The 15032-nt window shown below is 69.0% G+C and carries 13 protein-coding genes and 1 riboswitch; of the genes, 3 read left to right on the forward strand and 10 right to left on the reverse strand.

Translation table 11 applies throughout. The features are described 5' to 3' along the window. Positions 1–191 precede the first annotated feature (191 nt). The gene (locus AACH32_RS02850; RefSeq protein WP_338605213.1) at positions 192–1118 is read right to left on the reverse strand and encodes a YitT family protein; all 927 of its coding nucleotides are present in this window, start codon (positions 1116–1118) and stop codon (positions 192–194) included. A 272-nt stretch (positions 1119–1390) separates the two neighbouring features. On the opposite strand from AACH32_RS02850, the gene AACH32_RS02855 reads away from it, so the two are divergent. Further along, positions 1391–2962 carry an ArnT family glycosyltransferase gene (locus tag AACH32_RS02855; protein WP_338606644.1) on the forward strand — a complete coding sequence of 524 codons (1572 nt, stop codon included), beginning with the start codon at positions 1391–1393 and terminating at the stop codon, positions 2960–2962. Here AACH32_RS02855 and AACH32_RS02860 read toward each other — a convergent pair. Further along, positions 2959–3879 carry an MBL fold metallo-hydrolase gene (locus tag AACH32_RS02860; protein ID WP_338605214.1) on the reverse strand — a complete coding sequence of 307 codons (921 nt, stop codon included), beginning with the start codon at positions 3877–3879 and terminating at the stop codon, positions 2959–2961. The genes AACH32_RS02855 and AACH32_RS02860 overlap by 4 nt on opposite strands. 164 nt (positions 3880–4043) lie before the next feature. Between AACH32_RS02860 and AACH32_RS02865 the strand changes: the two genes are divergently transcribed. Together AACH32_RS02865 and ribB are read left to right on the forward strand one after the other, a co-directional pair. Next, the gene (locus AACH32_RS02865) at positions 4044–4880 is read left to right on the forward strand and encodes a 2-keto-4-pentenoate hydratase (RefSeq protein ID WP_338605216.1); all 837 of its coding nucleotides are present in this window, start codon (positions 4044–4046) and stop codon (positions 4878–4880) included. 94 nt (positions 4881–4974) lie between these two features. After that, a riboswitch (FMN riboswitch) is annotated at positions 4975–5125 on the forward strand. A 119-nt stretch (positions 5126–5244) separates the two neighbouring features. Continuing rightward, positions 5245–5886, forward strand: coding sequence for a 3,4-dihydroxy-2-butanone-4-phosphate synthase (ribB, locus tag AACH32_RS02870; RefSeq protein WP_338605218.1), 642 nt, complete (start codon positions 5245–5247; stop codon positions 5884–5886). 336 nt (positions 5887–6222) lie between these two features. Here the strand turns inward: ribB and lexA are convergent, their stop codons facing one another. From lexA to AACH32_RS02910, 8 genes are all read right to left on the reverse strand, one after another. After that, the gene (gene lexA / locus AACH32_RS02875; protein ID WP_338605219.1) at positions 6223–6822 is read right to left on the reverse strand and encodes a transcriptional repressor LexA; all 600 of its coding nucleotides are present in this window, start codon (positions 6820–6822) and stop codon (positions 6223–6225) included. A gap of 86 nt (positions 6823–6908) precedes the next feature. After that, a complete protein-coding gene (locus AACH32_RS02880) occupies positions 6909–8834 on the reverse strand; it encodes a hypothetical protein (protein ID WP_338605221.1) in 1926 nt (641 codons plus the stop codon). 46 nt (positions 8835–8880) lie between these two features. Continuing rightward, positions 8881–9657 (reverse strand): NAD-dependent deacylase, encoded by a 777-nt coding sequence (locus AACH32_RS02885; protein WP_338605223.1) that lies wholly within the window; start codon positions 9655–9657, stop codon positions 8881–8883. Positions 9658–9666: 9 nt separating this feature from the next. Next, a complete protein-coding gene (locus AACH32_RS02890) occupies positions 9667–10920 on the reverse strand; it encodes a glycosyltransferase (protein WP_338605225.1) in 1254 nt (417 codons plus the stop codon). 47 nt (positions 10921–10967) lie between these two features. Next, positions 10968–12707 (reverse strand): GNAT family N-acetyltransferase, encoded by a 1740-nt coding sequence (locus tag AACH32_RS02895; RefSeq protein WP_338605227.1) that lies wholly within the window; start codon positions 12705–12707, stop codon positions 10968–10970. 34 nt (positions 12708–12741) lie between these two features. Further along, positions 12742–13374, reverse strand: coding sequence for a hypothetical protein (locus AACH32_RS02900; RefSeq protein ID WP_338605229.1), 633 nt, complete (start codon positions 13372–13374; stop codon positions 12742–12744). An 18-nt stretch (positions 13375–13392) separates the two neighbouring features. Next, positions 13393–13968 carry a GNAT family N-acetyltransferase gene (locus AACH32_RS02905; RefSeq protein WP_338605231.1) on the reverse strand — a complete coding sequence of 192 codons (576 nt, stop codon included), beginning with the start codon at positions 13966–13968 and terminating at the stop codon, positions 13393–13395. A 23-nt stretch (positions 13969–13991) separates the two neighbouring features. Then, the gene (locus AACH32_RS02910) at positions 13992–15032 is read right to left on the reverse strand and encodes a glyceraldehyde 3-phosphate dehydrogenase NAD-binding domain-containing protein (RefSeq protein WP_338605232.1); all 1041 of its coding nucleotides are present in this window, start codon (positions 15030–15032) and stop codon (positions 13992–13994) included.

Below are 15032 nucleotides of genomic sequence, written 5' to 3' on the forward strand. Positions count from 1 at the left end.
GAGACACCCGGCATAGGCAACCAGAAGCGAACATCGAGCACGGAACAACCAGCAGCGAACATCCGGCACGAGACAACAGGCACCGAGCAGCGTGAGATAGACAACCAGTATCGACAACGGATTAGCGACCACAAACACCGAGGCCGGCTCCCAGACGGGGGCCGGCCTTTTTTTATGAGCCGCGCGGCGGCTTACCAGGGAGTGGCCCGGCCGATGCGCTGGCCGCTCACCTCCAGGGTGTCGCTGACCACCACGAAGGCGTCCGGGTCCAGGGAGTTGACCAGGGCCTTGAGCCGCCCCAGCTCTCGAAGGTTGACCACCGTGTAGATCATGGGCTCGTCCTGGCCGCTGAAGGCGCCCTTGGCCGGGACCAGGGTGGCCCCCGCCCGGCTGTCGGCGACGATGGCCTGGGCCAGCTCGGCCCAGTGGGGGCTGATGATGGTCACCGCCTTGCGCTGGCTGAGCCCGTTGAACACCAGGTTGGTCACCTGGGCGGCCACGAAGATCATGGCCAGGGTGTACATGATCTTGGTAAGGGGGAACAACAGGGCTCCCAAGCCCAGGACCAGCACGTTGAAGGCCAGCAGGGTGGTGCCCAGGCGCACGCTGAAGCGCTGCATCAGGATCACCGAGAGGATGTCCAAGCCCCCGGCCGAGCCCTGGCTCCGGAGCACCAGGCCGCCGCCGCCGCCGATGAGAATGCCCGCCAGCAGGGCCCCGGCCACCGGGTCCATGAGGATCACCGGCACCTTGACCACCTGCAGGGCCAGGCTGAGCATGCCCATGCCCACCAGGCTCCACCAGAAAAAGCGCCGCCCCACCATGCGCCAGCCCAACACGAAGATGGGCACGTTGAGCACCAGATACCACAGGCTCACCGGCAGGTTGGGGGGCAGGTAGTACAACAGCAGGGCCAGACCGGTGAAGCCGCCGGAGAGAAAGCCCTGGGGCACCAGGATGCCGTTGACCGCCACCGCGGCGCACAGGTTGCCCCCCAGCATGAGCAACAGGTTCAACCCGGCGCGCCCCACCGGGCCCATGCTGCCGGGGCGGGGAGGCGGCTCAGGGGGAGGGCCGTTGTCCGCCGCGGGGGACTCTATGTCTTCCAAGTTGGCCATGGCGAGCAGTGTACCAAAGGTCGCTCCCCCGGCCAAACCGTGAACGGCGGCGCGGCGAGAGGCCCATTAATCTCGTTGCTTAGTGAGCCCGTTTTTGTCAAGATTCCCCCGAGCTTTCGCTCAATGGGCCCTTTAGCCTGACCCTGGACAAAAGTTACCCGGCACACCTCGGGCGGTTGTGGCCGGTATAGAGGCTTCAACTTATGGCGAACAGCCGGCAGCCGCCTTCGCGCGTCTCGGCGCCTTGGGCATGGCTGGAGTTGGTTATATTGGTGGCGGCCTGGGCGGGCATCACCGCGATCACCGCGCAGTGGCTCGGACAAAACCACGCCCCCCTGTCCTTCGACCAGTCGCACCATTTTCTCCTGGCCCTGGGCTACCGCGACATCCTGGCCCACCCCGGGCAATGGGCGCGCCTGCTCTCCTACGCCATCTACTATCCGCCCCTGTTTCACACCTCCCTGGCCGCCATGATGCTTCTCGGTGGGGTGAGTCTGCAATACGCCCCTCTTATCAACAGCTTTTGGCTGCTCATGCTCATGGTGCCCACCTGGCTGCTGGGCCGCAAGGCCTTTGGCCGGGCCGCCGGGCTGGCCGGAGCCCTGCTGGTGGCCCTCATCCCCGCCTCGGCCGGCCTGGCCCGCGAGGTGCTCATGGAGCTCTGCCTGGCGGCCATGGTGGCCTGGACGGTGTGGGCCCTGGAGCGCAGCCAAGGCCTGTCCCGCCGGCGCTGGCTGCTGGCCCTGGGGGCCTTGGCCGGGCTGGGCATGCTGGCCAAGTGGACCCTGGTGCTCTACCTGCTGGGCCCCCTGGCCTGGTGCCTTGTTTCCGGCCGCCGCCAGGGCCGGGTGGTGGACTGGCCGGGGGTGGCCTGGGGCCTGCTCATCGCCGGGGCGGTGTGCCTGCCCTGGTATCTGCACTCTCCGGCCACCCTCATCAAGAACATGCTCATCAACGCCGGGCCGGTGGCCCTGCGCGAAGGCGACCCGGCGGTGTTCTCCCTGGCCGGCCTGCTCTACTACCCCCTATCGCTGGTCAATCACCAGATGTTCCTGCCCCTGGCGCTGTTGGTGGCGGTGGGCCTGGCCACGGTCCTTACCCGGCGGCGAGAGGCCGGGGCCATGGCGCTGGTCTGGTTCCTGAGCGGCCTAGTGCTCATAACCCTGCTCAGGAACAAGGACTCCCGCTACCTCTATCCCCTGCTGGCCCCGGCCTGCCTGTTGGCCGTAGGCTGGGCCGGGATGCTGGGCCGCCGCTGGCTGCGCTGGGCCGCTCTGGCCGGGGTGCTGGCCTTGGCCGCCTTGCACTTCGGCGCAGTGAGTTACGCCTGGGGACCCCTGGCCCGGGAGAGGGTGTGGCGGGTGGCGGGCCAGCCCCTGCGCCTCAGCGGCCCCAAGGCGGTCTACGCCCGGCCCCCCAGCCCCGCCGATTGGCAAATGGCGGCCATCCTGGGAGCCGCGCGGGCCGACTGGTCCCGGCCGGGCCGTCCGCCCCGCCTGGGGGTGCTGGCCTCGCTCACCTATTTCAACAAGATGGCCCTGGAGTCCTGGGCCGCGGCCCACGGCGGGGGGGTGTGCGTGGTTTCCGTGGTGAAGCCCACCCATTGGCGGCCCGGCCAGGTGGAGCGGGATATGATCCACGGCCTGCTGGGCCCGGACTACCTGGTCACCAAGACCGGCGGCCTGGGCCTGGATCCGGACTTCGGGCGGGTGTTGCGGGAGGCCAGAAAAGCGGTGTTGCCCCAGGCGCGCCTGGTGGCGGCCTTCCCCCTGCCGGACGGCAGCCGAGCCGAGCTCTGGCGGCTGGGAAACGACCCCGCCCGGGTGGTTCCTCCCTGTAATTAGCCGGCCAAGCCCTCGAACTGCAGGGAGCGCTTGACCAACAGGTCGCAGCAATAGCCGATGTTGGCCGGGCTGTAGATGGTCAACTCGTCGCGATAGAAGCTGTCGAACAGCCAGGCGCCGACCTCGCGGGCGTCCCGGCAGTGGCGGAAGCGGGCCGCGATTTTCCGGTGCCAGTCCGCCAGGTGCTCCTGGGTGTCTTGCAGATAGCGGGCGGCCTGGTCGCCGGGCAAGGCGCCCTGGTGGCCCAGGCCCAGCACCGTGGGCCGCCGGGCGGCGATGTCCGCCAGGGTGGCCAGGTAGTCGGGGTAGGATACGAAATACAGGGGAAAGCCGGGCCGGTCCGGGTGGTGGAACCCGGCCGAGTCCGAGGCCAGCAAGGCCCCCGTATCCGGCAACCAGGCCAAGAGCCCGCCGGGGACGTGGCCCCGGGAGGGCAACAACTCCACCCGCTGGCCTCCCACCGTCAGGCTCTCGCCCGCTTCCAAAATCTCCAGGCGCTGGGCGGGCAGGGGCTCCAGGGCGGGCCAGGCCCGGGGCTCGGCCAAGCCGGCCCGGCGGATCACCTCGGCGCTGCTGAAGTCGTCGTCCGCGCTGAAGCGGCCCAGGGTGCTGGCTCGGCCCAGCAGCTCGCTGGACTTGGCGGTGAGCACCAGGCGCGCCTGGGGCAGGCCTTCCAGCAACCCCCTGGCCCCGGCGCTGTGGTCGCTGTGGGCGTGGGAGAGGATCACCCGGCCCACCTGCTCGGGGGCCAGGCCCAGGCGGGCCAGCTGGGTCAGCACCAGGGGGGTGGTGCAGCTCATGCCCACCTCGAAAAGGGCGGCTTCTTCGCCGTCCCGTATCAGGTACAGGCTCAGATGGTGCTCGCCCAAAAGCCATAGATGGGGGCTCAGTTGTCGCGGCGGAATGAAGCCGGTCATGATATCTCCCCCCAATGCCTAAGGTGCGGCCAGGCCCCAATATTTCACAAAGCGCCGGGCCGGGCAAGGCCCCCGAAACGGAGGTTGTCGCTCCCCGGAGCCTGTGTCAGGATTACGGCCCATGGCCGGGAGGTTTCACCCGGACCGTTTCAGGAGGATGGGTGATGAACAAATTGCTGGCCGGGCTGAGCGCGGCCGTTATCTCGTTGGCCCTGGCCTTGCCGGCCCTGGCCCAAAGCGACCGCGAGGTGGCCCTGGCCATCTACAAGAACTTCCAGGCGGGCCAGGCCCTGCCCCTGGCCTCCAAGATGAGGCCGGGTCTGACCCTGGCCCAGGCCTACGGGGTGCAGACCGCCCTGGTGGCGCTGTTCCGCTCCCACGAGGACCAGGTGGCCGGCTACAAGGCCGGGCTCACCAGCCAGGCGGTGCAGCAGCGCTTCGGGGCCAAGGGGCCGGCCCTGGGGGTGCTCATGGCCTCCATGCGCCGCTACAAGGTGGTCAGGCGCGCCGACTTCCGCAACCTGGCCCTGGAGGTGGAGATCGCCTATCTGCTGGGCAAGCCCATCAGCCGGCCGGTGACCCACCGCACGGTGCGCGAGTACGTGCTGGGCATCGCCCCGGCGGTGGAGTTGCCCGACTTGGCCTATGCCGACATGTCGGCCGTGACCCTGCCCGACATCGTGGCCGCCAACGTCGTCTGCCGCGGGTTCATCCTGGGGCCGATGGTGCGGGCGGACAAGCTGGACCCCAACGTCACCCAGGGCCAGCTCTGGCGGGGCGGCAAGCCCCTGACCCCGGCGGTGGGCGCCAAGGCGGCGCTGGGCTCCCAGTGGGAGGCCCTGGCCTGGAGTGTGAACCAGGCCCTGGCCATGTACGGCCCCTTGTCCGAGGGCTCGGTGATCCTCACCGGCTCCCTGGGGCCCATGTTCCCCGGCGAGCCCGGCTCCTACGAGGCGGTGTTCAGCGGCGGATTGGGCCGGGTGGCCTTTGAGGTGAAATAAAAAACCTCCACGCCGACGCAACGCTTCGCCCCTGGCCGGAGCGGGGGCGAAGACCGGCTTGACAGGCGTCTCCCCAGGGACTACACCAATAAGAGCTTATTCTCGGGGCGGGGTGCGATTCCCCACCGGCGGTATCCCGGCCAAGGCCGGGGAGCCCGCGAGCGCCCCTTCGTGCGCGAAGGGGGTCAGCAGATCTGGTGAGAGGCCAGAGCCGACGGTGACAGTCCGGATGAGAGAGGATAAGACAGTCCGCATCCCTCGGGGTGCCGGTGGGCCGTTTCGCGGCGCGCCCGGCGCCGCGCGCATGCCCGTTCTGTCTCCCCGCCCATACCATCAACCGCGCCGGAGGCGCAGGAGTATGCACATGGGCGAAGCACTATTGGAGCAGTTCGGCAATCAGGAGCAACGGGTCCAGCGGGCCCTGGAGGCGGTGCGCCAGGGACGGGGAGTCTTGGTCACCGACGACGAGGACCGGGAAAACGAGGGCGACCTCATCTTTGCGGCCCAATCGCTAACCACCGAACAGATGGCGGCCCTCATCCGCGAGTGCAGCGGCATCGTCTGCCTGTGCCTGCCTTCGGACAAGGTGAAGAGCCTGGACCTGCCCCCCATGACCCCCGCCAACTCCAGCCGCTATCAGACCGCTTTCACCGTATCCATCGAGGCGGCCCAAGGGGTGACCACCGGGGTGTCGGCCGCGGACCGCCTCGCCACGGTGCGGGCGGCCATCGCCGAGGACGCCACCCCCGCCGACCTCAACCGGCCGGGCCACGTCTTCCCCCTGCAGGCCCGCGACGGCGGGGTCTTGGAGCGCCGGGGGCACACCGAGGCCACGGTGGACCTCATGCGCCTGGCCGGGCTCGCGCCCTACGGGGTGCTCTGTGAGCTGACCAACCCCGACGGCTCCATGGCCCGTTTGCCACGCATCGTGGATTTTGCCCGGAGCAGCGGCTATCCGGTGGTGACCGTGGAGGATTTGGCGGCCTATCGGGTGGGACAAGCCTGAGGAAAGGGCGGCTGCGCCAGGCGACGCTATGCTGCGTTACGGGCATCGCCCGCCCGAAGCCTTGCCTAGCCCCACCTGGCTGTGCCGCAAGTAAGGGCGGCTGCGCCAGTCGTCCGTGGGCTGGGTTGCCGGAATCGCTTGGACCTCGGTGTATTGGCATATACGCCTGCGGTCTGCGCTCACCGGTGCCTGGCCCACGAACCCCTGGCTGTGCCACGGGGATGGGGGCCGCTCGGGCAGCCATCCAGGCAATAGCGTAGGTTGGGTAGAGGGCTTGCCAGCCCGAAACCCAACGATTCTCATGCGGAAAAGGACGTGGACGGACGGCGAAGCCGCCTAATTCTTGCGGACCAGGCCCACCATGACCCCCAAAACCCGGGGGGGATCGTCTTCCGGGCCCACCATGATGCTCTTGACCGCCGGGTTGGCCGCCCTGAGCTCCAGGCCCTGGGCGTGGGGCACGAAATGCTTCAGGGTGACCTCGTCGCCCAACAGCACCGCAGCCACCTCTCCGGCGCGGGCGTCTTCCTGGGCCCGGATGATCACCAGGTCGCCCTCGGCGATGTGGTCGCCGACCATGGAGTCGCCCCGCACCCTGAGGGCAAAGAAGCGGCCCGAGCCGAAGAAGCCCGGCTCCAGGCCCAGCACCTCCTCGGCGTCTTCCACGGCCAGGATGGGCTGGCCGGCGGCGATCCGGCCCAACACCGGGATGCCCCTGCGGCTATGCAACACCTCCAGGGCCCGCGGTCTTCCGGCCCGGGAGCGCATATAGCCCTTTTTTTCCAGGGCCTTCATGTGGTCGTGGGCCGCGCGGGGGGAGCGGAAGCCGAAATGAGAAGCCACCTCGCGCACCGTGGGAGGATATCCCTGGCTGCTGGTGAACTCTTCGATGAACTCCAGGACCTGGGCCTGGCGTTGGGTCAACCCACGAGTCATAAGCTTCCTCCACCCTTAGCGGATGCCTTCATACTATACGCGGGTCTAGTTTTAGTCAAGGCAAAAGCGATGGCGCGGGGTAGGTTTTATGGAAGGGGCGCGGCCCCCAGCACCAGGCCCCAGGCGGCCAGGCCCAGGAGTAGAAGCAGGAGCAGGACCTCGTTGGCCTTTACCGGGATCGCGGCCGCGGCGGGGGCCGGCAGGCGCCAGGTGCACACGGCGTAGAAGACGGCCAGGGACAGGGCCAGGCAGGTGGTGGGCAGAATCTCGGGCAAGGTGCCGAACCCGCTGGGCAGCGACCGGGTCAGGTTGAGGCCCAGGCGGCCGCCCAGGCTGAGGATCAGGGGGTTGGGCGCTCCGGGCAGGGCCAGGCGCAGCCAGGGCAGCAAGGTCAGCAACCAGGTGTAGGCCAGCCCCAGGGCGGCGGGCAACCACCAGGCCAGCCGCCACCAGGGGCGGCTGAGGGCCTCCAGCACCGGGGCCAACAACAGGGCCGCCGGGGGCAGGAGCACCACGGCCAAAAGGCCGGGCGGGGCGCTGCCGCCGTGCCAGCGGTACCAGCCGGTGAAGCACATGGCCGCCAGGTGCAGCCCGGCGGGCAACAGATACTGCAGGCTGGGGGCCGGACGCCGCCGCAGGCTCAGCGGCAAGCCGCCCAGGGCCACCAGCAGGATGGGGGCGGCGGGCAACAGGCCATAGGCCTGGTCCAGGAACAGGCCGCCGGAAAAGGCGGCCAGAGGGGTCCACCAATACAGGGCCTGTTGCCACCAGCCCAGGTTTTCCTGCACCGCCGGGCCCAGGATCGGGGGCCAGGACTCCCAAGGGCCGAATAGCGTAGCGGCCAACACCAGCGCCGGGGCCGAGGCCAGGGCTCCGGCTGCCCAGGGCCCCAGGGGGCGGCGCAGCAACTCGAAAAGGCCCATGAGCAACAACCCCCCGGCCAGCGCGAAATAGCGCAGGTCCAGGCCCAGCAGCAGCAGGCAGGCGACCGTGAGCAGGGGCAGGGCGCTCCAGGGGCTGGTGCGGGCCCAGGTAAGCAGACGCAGGGCGCACAGGGCCAGCAAAATGGCCGGGGCCTCGGGCAGGGCCATGCCCCCGGCGATGAACACCGGCGCCGCGCCAAGGCCCAAGACGGTGGCCACGGCGGCGGGTCCGGCCCGCACCCCCACCGCCCTAAGCCAGCTGAGCAGCACCGCCGCGCTCAAGGCCATGAAAACGGCTTGCTGCAATAGCACCGCCAAACGCCCGCCCACCGCATAGGCCGGGGAGATGATCAGGGCGAACAGGGGGATCAGGCTGCCGCCGGGGCGGTCGGGGTCTTCCGGGGCCTCGGAGTTCCAATAGAAGCCGCGGTGTTCCGGGCCGGGGGCGTTGGGTTCCAGGGACAGGGGCTGTCCGGCAGCCACGGCGTGGGCTTGCACGAGATAGGCGCTTTCGCCGCTGCTGGCGCTGAAGGTCTGGGCCAGCCAGGGGGCGGGCAGGCTGAAGACCACCAGGGCGCTCAAAAGCACCGCCGCCAGGCCCTTGCGGCCCAGGGGGCGCTCACCCTCCGGGGTGGGGGCCAGAAAGGCCCGCCATACCAGGCGCAGGAGGATGGCCGTCTTGGCCGCGGCCAGGCCCAGATAGATGAGCCCCAGGGCCAGGGTGCCGTTGCCCAGCACGTTGTACACCAGCACCAGCACCACCCCGGCGGCCAAGAGCAGGTAGGTGTAGGCGTCCAGGCGCTGGGCCCGGCGGCACTCCTCCAGCGCCTCGGGGTCCGCCCCGGAGAGCAGATAGGCGAGCAGCCCCAGCACCAGGGTGGGCAACACCGCCGCGGCGGGCAGGGCCAGGGAGACGAAGAGCTGAAGACCCGCCGGACGCACCAGATCGCCCCAGGCCACCGGGCCGGGCCGTTCGGGCAGGCCGAACATCTGCCAAAATGCGTGCAGCAGCAGGGCGGCCATCACCCCGGCGGCCAGACCCAGGAGCATCTGCAGCCAGATATATCGGGTGCTCTTGGGCGCGGGCATCACCCCTCCCTGGGCAAGGTGCTACATAGTCGCACAGCCCCGGCGCTCAGGCAAGGTCGCCTTGGTTCGCGGCCGCCATCCCTTTGAGGCGGCCCACCATCTCTACCAGGACGGGCAAGACCTCCGAGCCGTCGGCCCTGATGCTCACGTCGGCCACCCGGCCGGTGAGGGGAGTGGGCTCCAGGTTGATCTCTATGACCGTGGCCCCGGCGGATTGGGCCAGGATGGGCAGGTGGCTGGCCGGGGCCACCACCGCGCTGGTGCCCACCACCAGCATGGCCGAGCAGCCCTGGGCCGCGGCCATGGCCGCCAAGAGGGCCCGCTGGGGTATGGGCTCGCCGAAAAACACCACGTCCGGCTTGATGAGGCCGCCGCAGGCGCAGCGAGGGGGCAGGGTGTCCATGGACATTTCATTGCGCCCCAGCACTTGGCCGCAATCCAGGCAAACCAGCCGGCGGCTGGAGCCGTGGAACTCCACCACCGCCCGGGAGCCGGCCTCTTGGTGCAGGCCGTCGATGTTCTGGGTGACCACGATATCCAAGGCCCCCAGGGCCTCCAACTGGGTCAGGGCCCGGTGGGCCCGGTTGGGCCGGGCCGTGAGAACCAGTTCGTCCAGCTCGTTGAGCATGGCCCAGACCCGCACCGGATCGCGTTGAAAAGCGTCTATGCTGGCGTATTCCATGGGGTCGTATTTGCCCCACAGGCCTTGGGAGCCGCGGAAAGCGGGGATGCCGCTGTCCACGCTGATGCCCGCGCCGGTGAGCGCCACCGTGCTGGGGCTGGCGGCCAAAATTTCGGCTATTTTTTCAAGTTGCTCCAACACCGCGTATCCTCAGTTCCGCACCTGGCCGTAGAGTGCGGCCATGTCGCCGGCCAGGCGCGCTTTAGCATGATTTTGCCATACATATAGTTGCAGCGCCTCCCCCAGGCGCTTGGCTCGGTCGCCCTGGTCCAAAAGCAGGGCCAGGCCCCGGGCCAGGGCCAGGGCGTCGCCCGCCGGGGCGGTGATTCCCCTGGCGCGCTCGACCAACCCCCCATCCAGCTTTTGTTCGGCGGGTCCCAGAAGGTCGGGCACCCCCCCCACCCCGGTGGATACCACCGGCAGGCCGCAGGCTCCCCCCTCCAGGATGGCCAGGGGGGTTCCCTCATTGTTGCTGGTCATCAGCAAAAGGTCCAGCCCCGGGAAAAAGGCCTCCCGGTCCGCCCGGCTGCCCAAAAAGCGCACCCGCTCCTCCAGCCCCAGCTCTCGGGCCTGCCGCCGCAGGGCGGCCATCTGCGCTTCGTCGCCTCCGCCGACCAGCACGAAGCGGCAGCGGGCGAAAAGCTCCGGACGCGCCTGGCGTAGGGCGGCGGCGGTGCTGAGGAACAGGCCGTAGTTCTTGACCGGGGCCACCCGGCCCACCGCGCCCACCAGCCGCTCATCGTCGGGCACCCCCAGCTCGGCCCGGAAGCGCCGCCGCCCGGCCTCGGGACTGGCAAAGGGCTCCAAATCCACGCCCAGGGGCACCAGCACGGTTTTCCAGTCCGGGCTCACCCGGTAGGTCTCCACCAGCTCGCGCCGCTGCCGGGGGCTCAGCGTCACCACCCGCCAGGTGGCCCAGCGGGCCAGGAAGCGCTCCAAGCCCAGGAACAGGCGGGCCTTGGCCGGGCCGAAATAGGAATGGAAGGTGTGGCCGTGGAAGGTGTGCACGCAACGCGGGCGCGGCCATCCGGCCAGGGCGGCCAAGGGGCGGTAGATCAGCACGGCGCTACGGCCCAGCATGCCGGCCTTGGCCCCGTGGCTGCACACCACGTGGGGTTTGGTTTCCACCAGCAGGCGCAATACCTCCCCCAAGGCGGCCAGGTCGTCCCGCGGGTTTATGGGCCGCCCCAGGCGGGGCAAATCGCGCCAGGTCAGGCCCTGGGCTTTTAGCTCCGGCCCCAGGTCGTCCTCTCCGGGCGGCACCCGTCCGGCGGCCAGGGTCTGGGCGAAACGGGCCGGGTCCAGCTCCTGGTGCAGCCAGGCCACGTGGCGGGCCGGGCCGCCCACGTTGAGACGGGTGATGAGCCGGAACACCCGGCGAGGTGGCTGGGGAGAGGCCTTCATAGTCTAGCGATTGTACCGCATGGGACCTGACGGCCAAAGCCCTTGGCCTAAATGAGGCCGGCCCCCTTGGCCAGACCGCTGAAAAAGTTGCGCGCGTTCACCCCCAGGGAGCGGATGTAATAGCCGCCCTCCTGCACCACCAGGGTGGGCAGGCCCAGGCGGCCCAGGGTCAGCCCGTTGGCCTGGAAATCGGCGGCCTTCAGGCTCCAGGAGCCCGTGGGGTCGCCCTTGGCCGGGTCCAGGCCCAGGGCCACCACCAGATAGTCCGGGGCAAAGCGCTTGATCCTGGAGATCGCCTTGGCCAGGGCCCGGGCGTGGGCCGGGCCGTCCACCTGCTCGGGCAGGGGCAGGTTGTAATTGGCCCCCAGGCCCGGACCCTCTCCGGTCTCCTCGGCAAAGCCCGAGAAATAGGGGTAGGCGAAGGAGGGGTGGCCGTGGATGGAGGCGGTGAACACGTCGCCGCGCAGATAGAAGATGTCCTGGGTGCCGTTGCCGTGGTGGTAGTCGATGTCCAATACCGCCACTTTGCCGTGGGCGCTCAGGTAGTGGGCCGCCACCGCCGCGGAGTTGAAGTAGCAGAAGCCGCCGAAGACCTTGCGCTCGGCATGGTGCCCCGGCGGGCGCACCAGGGCGTAGGCCGCCCGGTAGCCGCTGAGCAGGGTGTCCGCCGCCGTGAGGGCGCAGTCCACCGCCCGGCGGGCGGCGTGATAGGCGTTGCGGTTGAGCGGGGTGAAGGTGTCGATGCAATAGTAGCCCGCCCGGATGGGCATCTCCTTGGGGGGGCGGGCCGCGTTGCGAATGGGGAAGACGTAGGGATACACGGACTCTCCGGCCTTGAGCTGGCCGCACATTTTCTTGAGGTAGTTGAAAAAGCGCGGGTCGTGCACCGCCAGGATGTGGTCGCGGGAAAAGCGCCGGGCCGGGGCGGGCTCGAACAGGCTGGTGCGCTCCAGCTCCTTGAGGATGGCCCCGATGCGCGCCGGGGCCTCCACGTAGCCCCGCTCGCGCACGTGGTGGATGGCGTGCTCGCGGTTGACCACCAGGGGGATGGCCCCCAGGCCCCGGCTCTTGAGCTGGAGCGGGGCGACCTGGGCCGGGGTGTAGCGGGGCGGACGCAGGCGCACCGGGTCGTCGGTAAAGGAGTTGACCACCATCTTCACGTAGGAGGGCGGGCAAAGCTGGCCGTATTTGCGCTCCAGGATGGCCCGCACCACCTTGCGGGCCGTGGCCAGGGACAGATCCGGCGGCCGGTCCAGGGGGTCGTAGACCAGATAGGGGGCGCAGTCGTCCTCCGGGCTGACCGGGGTTTCGTAGGCGGTGTTCGCTATGGGCCGGGCCCCGAAGCGCTCGTAGAATTTCAGGCGGGACCGGTTCTGTTTAAGGACTTCCGGGTCCGGGCACAGGGCCGGGTCGTCGGGAAGGCACTCCATGAACAGGCCCACCACCTCCAGGCGGGTGGCCTCGCGGCGCACCTGCTGGTACAGGGCCCCGCCCACCCCGCCGCCGGTGAGCCGCCGGGAGGTGGCCAGGTAGTCCAGGTAGCAGAACTTCACGTCCGGGGCGTAGGCCACCAGGGCGAAGCCCAGCACCTTGCGCCGGTGCTCCTCGGCCACCAACAGCACGTAGCGCAGGCGGTTGGTCAGGGCGTCGCGCAGGCGCTGGCTGATCTTCTCGTTGTCGGCGGGCGGGGCCTCGGGAAACTGGCCCGCCAGGATGGAGCGCACCTGGGCCACCGCCTCGCGGTCGATGCTCCGCAGATCGTCGTTGATGCGCCGGATGCGAAACATGAGCCTGACTCCCAGGAGGACGCTCGAGGGGCCTCTAGTCCTCGCCCATGCCGAAAAGCAGGTTGTGGAAAGCCTTGACCGTTTCCTTGGTGATCGCCTGGCCCACCCGGGCCATGAACAGGTTCTCGGGCCGAAGGCTGATGTTGGGCTCGTTGGTGGGGTATTGCTTGAAGCCCAAGGGCCCCAGCAGGTGGATCAAGGTGTCGCGGTATTCCTGCAGCGATTTCTTGGTGTGGTCCAAATCCCAGGTCCAGGAATAGCCGACAATATATAGTATGCGCTCGTCGTTGGCCTGGTCGTCCACCAACATTTCCAGCATGGGGCGCATCAGCTTGTGATCGCGCCAGCCCCGGGCGGTCTCCCCGAACAGCTCGAAGAGCACCGGCGGCCTGAGCCGGGTCCAGCGCTCGCCCTCCTGGGGGGGGCGCAGCACGCAATAGCCCACGATGCGCTTGTCCTCGGCCAGGGCCAGGCACAGATTCACCTGGGGCTGGGCGGCCACGCTGGTCAGGCTGGCCTTGCTGGTGAGAATGGAACGGTAGGCGCTGAACACCCCGATGCCCGGGTCCAACTCCAAGGAGGCCATTTCCTCGGCGCTGACCCGGTCGCGCAAGAGCACCTCTCCACGGGGAGTGTCGATGATGCGCTGGCGGGGTGTGATGCTCAAGATTGTTTCCGCTGTCGGTTAGAAGTCGTCGTATCCCCGGTGGATGCGCTTGACCATTACCACCAGGTCGTAGCGGTTGCCCCGCGAATCCTTGGCGTATTCCGGCAACACCGCCTGCTCGAAAAAATCCAGGCGCCGGGCCGCCCGGATGGCGTTGTCTTCGATGCCCTTGATGAACTCGGCGGTAAGCACCCTTAGCCCCAGGTTCACCGCCAACTGGATCAGATCCAGCAGCAGGTAGGTGCCCAGGCGCTGGTTGCGGTAAAAGGGCTGCACCACCACCCGCACCCGCCCGATGTGCCCCCGCGCCCCCTTGGGCCGGCGCTCCAGGGTTGCCAGGGCCACGATCTGCTCCTTGGCGTTGGTGGCCACCACGGGCAGGATCTTGTTGGGATCGTAGTTGATGAAGTTGTAACGCACCGTCTCCGGGTCGTTCGCGTCGAAGTCCAGGTACCAGCGGTCCTCGGCGCTCAGACGCCCCAAAAAGGCGAATACCTCCTTGTCGTCCTCCTCGGGCCGCACCGGGCGCAGCCAGACCTCCTCGCCGCTCTTGAGGATCAGGGGTCGCGGGTAGCCGTGCTTGCTGAAGGGCATCAAGGGCCTCCAGTGCCGGCGGATTAAAGCCGGCTCAGGATTAACTCCAAGGTGTCGGCCACGCGGCAGCAATAGGCGTACTCGTTGTCGTGCCAAAGGTGGATGCGCAAAAGCTCGCCGCTGAGGGCCAGCCAATTAAGGTCGATTAGGGATGAATGAGGGTCGCCCTGGAAATCGGCGGCCATCCGGGGGCGCCCCATTATGCCCCGCTCCAGGGCGGCCACCCCGGCCAGGGGGCCGTTCATTACCGCCCGCTCCAGCAGCGATTCCACCTCGCCCAGCTCCGAGGGGGGCTTCTCCAACACCAGGTCGGCCAGCAGGGCGTTGACCACCGTGGTGGGCACCCTGAGGCTCATGGCCGTGAGGCGGCCGGCCAGATCGGGCAGGGCCTGGCCCACGGTGCGGGCCACCTGACTGGTGACCGCCCGCACCCCCAGGGCGCTGCGCCCGGCGGCGAACTCGCGGGCCGGGGCGTCCAGCATGCGGTCGCCGGAAAGGGCCGGGTGCACCGATACGATGGAGCCCCGGCGCACCTTGTAGGCGCCGTGCAACACGCTGAGCACCGGGGCCAGGGCGTTGGCGGTGCAGGTGGAGCAGGAGATCAGGCGGTGGGCCGAGGAATCGTAGGCGTCCAGGTTCAGGCCCCGGATGAGGGTAACGTCGGCGGTGGCCGCAGAGCGGGTGAACAATACCTTGTCCACCCCCTGGCCCAACAATCCCCGCGCCTCGGCGGCGGCCTGGGGGTCGCCGCTGGCCTCCACCACCACGGTGGCCCCCTGTCCGGCCCAGTCCACCTGTTGGGGGTGGGGGTTGTAGTGCACCGGGACGCTTTGGCCGTCCAGCACCAGAGAAACGCCGTCCGTGGCCACCGGCACCGGGAAGGGGCCGTAGGTGGAGTCGGCGGCCAAAAGGTAAGCCAGGTTTTCGGTGAGCACGCGGTTGTCGCGTCCGCCGGGGTTCAGTTCGGCGATGGCCCGCACCGAGCCCAACAGGCCCCGGGAGGCCAGGACGCGCAAAAGGCAGCGCCCCACCCTTCCCAGACCTATGATCCCGATGCCGGCCAT

It is taken from the genome of Desulfoferula mesophila (assembly GCF_037076455.1).
GTDB classification, from domain to species: domain Bacteria; phylum Desulfobacterota; class Desulfarculia; order Desulfarculales; family Desulfarculaceae; genus Desulfoferula; species Desulfoferula mesophila.

Coding starts and splice junctions, on each gene's coding strand:
- AACH32_RS02890 (WP_338605225.1), bottom strand. CDS start 10,920: ATGAAGGCCTCTCCCCAGCCACCTCGCCGGGTGTTCCGGCTCATCACC.
- AACH32_RS02865 (WP_338605216.1), top strand. CDS start 4,044: ATGAACAAATTGCTGGCCGGGCTGAGCGCGGCCGTTATCTCGTTGGCC.
- AACH32_RS02905 (WP_338605231.1), bottom strand. CDS start 13,968: ATGCCCTTCAGCAAGCACGGCTACCCGCGACCCCTGATCCTCAAGAGC.
- AACH32_RS02850 (WP_338605213.1), bottom strand. CDS start 1,118: ATGGCCAACTTGGAAGACATAGAGTCCCCCGCGGCGGACAACGGCCCT.
- ribB (WP_338605218.1), top strand. CDS start 5,245: ATGGGCGAAGCACTATTGGAGCAGTTCGGCAATCAGGAGCAACGGGTC.
- lexA (WP_338605219.1), bottom strand. CDS start 6,822: ATGACTCGTGGGTTGACCCAACGCCAGGCCCAGGTCCTGGAGTTCATC.
- AACH32_RS02910 (WP_338605232.1), bottom strand. CDS start 15,032: ATGGCCGGCATCGGGATCATAGGTCTGGGAAGGGTGGGGCGCTGCCTT.
- AACH32_RS02880 (WP_338605221.1), bottom strand. CDS start 8,834: ATGCCCGCGCCCAAGAGCACCCGATATATCTGGCTGCAGATGCTCCTG.
- AACH32_RS02860 (WP_338605214.1), bottom strand. CDS start 3,879: ATGACCGGCTTCATTCCGCCGCGACAACTGAGCCCCCATCTATGGCTT.
- AACH32_RS02895 (WP_338605227.1), bottom strand. CDS start 12,707: ATGTTTCGCATCCGGCGCATCAACGACGATCTGCGGAGCATCGACCGC.